General features: G+C 59.9%; 4 protein-coding genes. All 4 read right to left on the bottom strand.

Annotation, left to right across the window (positions count from 1 at the left end; translation table 11 throughout):
* Positions 1 to 348: 348 nt before the first annotated feature.
* Complete coding sequence (locus tag EOC94_RS32895; protein WP_127295756.1) at positions 349 to 1,401, bottom strand: ABC transporter ATP-binding protein; 1,053 nt, start codon at positions 1,399 to 1,401, stop codon at positions 349 to 351.
* A complete protein-coding gene (locus tag EOC94_RS32890; protein WP_185928383.1) occupies positions 1,398 to 2,414 on the bottom strand; it encodes an ABC transporter ATP-binding protein in 1,017 nt (338 codons plus the stop codon). The genes EOC94_RS32895 and EOC94_RS32890 overlap by 4 nt, the downstream gene beginning before the upstream one ends.
* Positions 2,411 to 3,304: an ABC transporter permease gene (locus tag EOC94_RS32885; RefSeq protein WP_127295754.1), complete on the bottom strand. Its 894-nt coding sequence runs from the start codon at positions 3,302 to 3,304 to the stop codon at positions 2,411 to 2,413. Before EOC94_RS32885 ends, EOC94_RS32890 begins: the two co-directional genes overlap by 4 nt.
* Position 3,305: 1 nt before the next feature.
* The coding region (locus EOC94_RS32880) for an ABC transporter permease (protein WP_348627414.1) at positions 3,306 to 4,200 on the bottom strand (895 nt) is incomplete at its 5' end.

Genomic DNA, 4,200 nt, shown 5'->3' with positions numbered 1-4,200 from the left:
GTCCTCCAAAATGGGGTGGGTTGGTGGTGCGAGAGACACCACCAGGTGGCATGGCTACGCTTGGCATCGCGGTAGTTAGCTGGGTCTCGAGAGGCAGGCATCGCGTCTCCCGAGGAAGCGCGATCTGCGGCTACCTAAGTACTTCCCCGGATCGCATAACGACTACAGCGTTAATGCGTCGGATAATCTCCTCGTAAGCCTCGCGGGCCAAGCGCATCATCCCCACAGGAGTCACTTCGCCCGCGCTCAACAGAGAGTCTAAACCGGTGGCGTCGTATTCCACTCATTCACTCGCCGTCATTTCGCGCTATTCCTTCTTTTTTTTCGATTGCCGACACACAGGAGCGATCAGGACTGGCACTCGTCAGACTTGGGTCCAGCCGGGGAGAGGGCCGTTTCCAACGGCCGATCGGTTCGTCGTCCAAGCGGGAAATGGCATCTGAAGCTGTGCTCCGCGCCTTCCCAATTTGCTGAAGGTTCGGGGAACACGCGGCCACAGATATCCTGCGCGTATTGACAGCGCGTGTGGAACTCGCAGCCGGATGGTCGCCTCATCAGGCTCGGCACCTCGCCCTTGATCTCAATGCGATTGAGAACGGCATCCGGATCAGGCTCCGGATTCGCCGACAGCAAGGCTTGCGTATAGGGATGGCGCGGCTGATCGAATACTCGTTCAGTCGAGCCGACCTCGACGAAGCGGCCGAGATACATGATCGCCATACGGTCGGATATATGGCGCACGACATTGAGGTTGTGGGTGATCATAAGGATGGCGATGCCGAGTTCGTCCTGCAGACGCGCAAGGAGATTGAGCACCTCCCCCTGAACCGAGACGTCGAGGCCCGCCGTGGGCTCGTCGGCGATGATCAGATCCGGATTGAGCGCAAGTGCACGCGCGACACCCACGCGCCTGGCTTGGCCGCCGGAAAGCTGGTGGGGATAGCGGCGGGCAAAATCCGCCGGCAAGCCGACCATGCGCAACAAACGTTCCGCTTCAGCGCCGGCATCGCGATCCTTCCGTCCGTGAATCCGGAAAGGCTCCGCCAGGAGCGATCGCACAGTCAGCCTCGGCGAGAGTGAGCCGACCGCATCCTGGAACATCATCGCCATGCGCCGCAAGTGAGGTCTGCGTTTGGCCGCACCAAGCTCCGCTATTTCTTGTCCATCGAAGCTGATGCTGCCGCTCACGGCCCGCTGCAGGCCGATTATCGTGCGAGCGATAGTGGATTTGCCTGAGCCGCTCTCGCCTACAATGGCCAGCGTCTCGCCCTTTCGGATTTCAAAGGAGACGCTGCATACTGCATCGATAAAAGGGGCTTTTGTTCCTGTGGCAAGTGCTTTCAGCGGACCCATGGTGCGGAAGCGGACGCGCAGATCCTGTACTCGCAGCAGCGCACTCATGCCGACACCAGCCGCTTTTCATCGAGCAGATGGCATCGGGCAATTTGATCCAAACCGATGCGGTACTCGACCGGGTCCTCATGCAAACAGCGATCGAATGCCTGGGAGCACCGGGCGCGGAAGATGCATCCTTTCCTGTTGCCAAGCAGACTGGGCACCTCGCCCGGAATGGTCGGCAAAGTGCGAGTCCTTTGTCTGATCCGCCCTGGATCGCACTCAAGCAGTGCGCGTGTATATGGATGAGCAGGATTGTGAAAGATCTCCCGGACAGCCCCCACCTCCACCACCTCGCCCCCATACATGACCGCGACGCGGTCGCACAACTCAGCCACGGCTCCGAGATGGTGGGAGACGAAGAGAATCGAGCAACCGATTTCCTTTTGCAGTTCTTTGAGAAGATGGATGATCTGCACTTCCAGCGTTGCATCAAGCGCGGTGGTTGGCTCGTCGGCGATGAGCAGCGCCGGTTTCACAAGCAGCGCCATGGCGATGCAGATGCGCTGACGCATGCCCCCGGAGAAGTGATGCGGATAGGCGCCTATTCGGCTTTGAGGATCGGCAATTCCGACCCGGTGAAGCATTTCGATGGCACGAGCGCGCTTTTCGCTCCGGCCGCTTTGTTCGTGGTGTTGAATATCGATCATCTGACTTTCGATGGTCCGCACGGGGTTAAGTGCAGTCATCGGATCCTGGAAGATCATGGAAAGGCGATCGCCGAGCAGGCTCTGTCGCGCCGAAGTGGGCATGCTGAGCAAGTCGCGTCCCTCGAACAGAATAGCGCCAGATGTGACTTCTGCATTGTCGGAAAGCAGACCCATCACCGTATAGGCCAGCGTCGATTTTCCGGATCCGCTTTCCCCGACGATTCCAACCACCTGTCCGGCAGGTACATCGAGCGAAACATTGCGTAGCGCATGAACATGCCCGCGCGGTGTGCCGAAGTCGAGGTGGAGCCCACGGATCTCAAGAAGCGGACGGGCGGACATGTGCGGTGCCGGATTATCGCGTCTCATAGGTCTTTCCGCAGCTTGGGATCGAATATGTCGCGCAACGCCTCACCGAGGAATGTGAAGCCTAGCGTTGCGAGAACGATGGGAACGCCGCCGGCAATGACCGGCCAGGGCGACTGATTGATGGAGCTATAGCCATCGCTGAGTATCACTCCCCAATCGGGCGTGGGCGGGCGCACGCCCATGCCAAGAAAGCTGAGACCTGCCTCCACGGCGATGACGGCCGGAATGTCCATGCTGACGAGAATCAGGAGCGGGCCGATGACGTTGGGCAGTACGTGCACGGCGAGGATGCGCGTCGCGCTCGCGCCCATGCTGCGCTCCGCGGCAATGTACTCACTGTTGCGCAGGGCCCGCGTCTGGGTGCGGACTACGCGCCCGTAGATCGGCACCGACCCTATGGCAATGACGAAAATAAGAGTGGCCAGACTGGGTCCGAGAAGCGCGATCATGGCCAGCGCGAAAATGATGCTGGGAATGGAGCGCTTCGTATCGAACACAAGCAGAAGCAAATTGTCTAGCCAACGCGGCCCTATGCCTGCGATGAGGCCAAGCAAAAGACCGACCGCCAGCGCACTGCCAAGGGAGGCGAAAGCGACGAGGAGCGGGATGCGGCCGCCCATCATGACGCGCGAGAACGTGTCGCGACCCAGATGATCCGTGCCCAGAAGAAATTCCGGCGAAGGGCCCGCCAGGCGCGGCCCGACCATGATTCGGATCGGGTCATGCGTGATGATGAGCGGAGCAAAGAGCGCACTTGCCACCACAAGCACCACGAGCGCTGCTCCGAGCACGCCCAGACGGTTGTTGCCCAATTGCTGTAGGAAGCTGCGTAAGGTGCCGAGGCCCTCTCCCTCATTGCCTTTGGGGTGGATAGCTTCAAGGCTCGCCATGCTAGAGGTTCTCGCGGGTTCGAGGATCGAGCGCTGCAGCGACCAGATCGGAGAGCGTCGTCGCGACGACGACAAGGAGGCTAGTGACGAGCACGGTGCCCATCACTATCGGGTAGTTGCGCGTATTGACCGCGTCCACTATTAGCGCGCCGATGCCAGGTCTCGCGAAGACCACCTCGATAAAGACAGCGGACGAAAGTAGCGACGCTATCCCAATGCCGAGTATGGTCACGGTCGGCAGTATCGCGAGCGGCAGCGCGTAGCGCGCAATTATGCGCCATTCCGAAAGCCCAAACGAGCGGGCCATACGTATGTGATTTTCCCCAAGAATCTCTAGCATGGATGCACGAACCAGTCGGGAAATGTAGCCGACCCAGCCGCTTCCAATGGCAAAGGCTGGGAGGATTAGATGGATAAGCTCATCCCAGAAACCATTGCCGGCGCCGATCGCTGGCAACCAGCGTAAAGCCACGGCGAAAATCAGTAGCGCGTAGACGGCCATAACAAAGGAGGGAATTGCGATCGTGGCGACCGTCAGAACGCCGGCTATCTGATTGATCACGGAGCTTCGCCGCATGGCCGAGTAACAGCCGAGCGGTACCGCAACCGCGACCGCCCATGAGATCGAGACCAGGATCAGTTCGATCGTATAGGGCAATTGCTCGAAGACGATATCGGCAACAGGTCTCTGGCTGAACACGTCGTAACCGAGATTGCCCTGGAGCAGCCCGCCGAAGAAGGTGGCAATCTGCACCACAAACGGCTTGTCGAGTCCCATCTGCTGATGGAGCTGCGCCTTCATCTCGGGCGTCGCGCGCGGGCCGAGCAGAATCGCGGCAGGATCGCCCGGCACGGCATGGATCATCAGGAACAGAAGCGTCACCGCGGTCACAATG

Origin of the sequence: Mesorhizobium sp. M6A.T.Ce.TU.016.01.1.1 (assembly GCF_003997065.1) — a bacterium.
Taxonomy (GTDB): Bacteria; Pseudomonadota; Alphaproteobacteria; order Rhizobiales; family Rhizobiaceae; genus Mesorhizobium; species Mesorhizobium mediterraneum.
This window is presented reverse-complemented; position numbering and strand designations above follow the sequence as displayed.